We start from the raw sequence: 1,399 nt of genomic DNA on the forward strand, positions 1-1,399 counted from the left end.
CCTAGTAGTGCTTTGTTAGGTGTTGGTGTGTCGTGGGGGCGTGGAGCGGGCTGGATGATTTCATGCTTCGGTGACTCCCGACGAGCTTGTCCATGTCCGGCAACGTCTTGAGACCTTCGCAGCGGAGGTGTTCGCTCCTTTGGCCCGGTCAGACCAGCGGGCCAAGGGCGAGACGTATCTGCGTGGGCTGTTGCTGGACGGGCGGCGTAAGTCGATGCAGCCGATGGCGGAACGGCTGGGAGTGGATCACCAGGGGCTGCAACAGTTCGTGACCACCTCGACCTGGGACACCAACGCGGTGCGAGCGCGGCTGGCCGGGCTGGCGGTGGAGGCGATCGGTCCGGTGGCTTGGGCGGTCGACGACAGCGGCTTCCCCAAGGACGGCACGGGTTCCCCGGGCGTGGCCCGGCAGTACTCCGGGACCCTGGGCAAGGTCGCCAACTGCCAGATCGGGGTCAGCGTGCACGCGGTCACCGACACTGCCTCCTGCCCGCTGGACTGGCGGCTGTTCCTGCCGGAGTCCTGGGACACCGCCAAGGCGGGCCCGGCGGCGGTCAAAGCGGCCAAAGCCAGGCGGCGCAAGACACTGAAGAACGCGCCACGAGCCGCGCCGGCAGGCGAGCAGGCCGGCGCCGGGATCGAGGTGGACGTGGAGGCGGTCACCGAGGCCGCCAGGGCACGGCGCAACCGGTGCGGTATACCCGAGGACGAGGGACACCTTCCGAAGTGGATGCTGGCCGTCGAGATTCTCGACGAACTCGCCGGACACGGGCTGCGCCCGCCAGTGCTGGTCGCCGACGCCGGTTACGGCGACAACGGCCAGTTCCGGGCCGCGCTCGACGAGCGGGACATCGCCTACAGCGTGCAGCTCAAAGGCGAGGCCCTGGCCCACACCGGCGAGGCGGTCCCCGTCCCGCGGGAATGGTCCGGCACGGGCCGGTGCGGCCGCCCGCCGGCCAACACCACGCCCGTCTACGCTGACGAGCCGGTCAGCCTGGCCCGGCACGTGACCGCCGCCGGCCGCCAGGCCGCGCTCACCGTCACCTGGCGCGAAGGCAGCAAGGGCGCATTGTCCTCGCAGTTTGTGTTCCTGCGGGTCCGGCCCGCCGGGCACCGCGTCCCCCGCGGCGCCGAGGACGGCGCTCTGCCACAGCGGTGGCTGATCGCCGAATGGCCCGACGACGAGCCCGAACCGGTCACCTACTGGCTGTCCAGCCTTCCCGCCACCACTCCCGCCGCCGATCTCGTCCGCTACGCCAAGATCCGCTGGCGGATCGAACACGACTACCGCGAACTCAAAACCGGCCTGGGCCTGGACCACTTCGAAGGCCGCTCCTGGCAGGGCTGGAATCGCCACGTCACCCTGGTCACCGCCGCCCACCTGTTTCTCACCCTGCTG

General features: G+C 70.3%; 1 protein-coding gene. It reads left to right on the forward strand.

The annotated features are described in order from the left end of the window. Nucleotides 1–70: 70 nt before the first annotated feature. Nucleotides 71–1,399: IS701 family transposase (locus tag C2L58_RS13150; protein WP_103337861.1), on the forward strand; the 1,329-nt coding region annotated here is incomplete at its 3' end.

The sequence above is a fragment of the Amycolatopsis sp. CA-126428 genome (genome assembly GCF_002904335.1).
In the GTDB taxonomy this organism is placed as follows: domain Bacteria; phylum Actinomycetota; class Actinomycetes; order Mycobacteriales; family Pseudonocardiaceae; genus Amycolatopsis.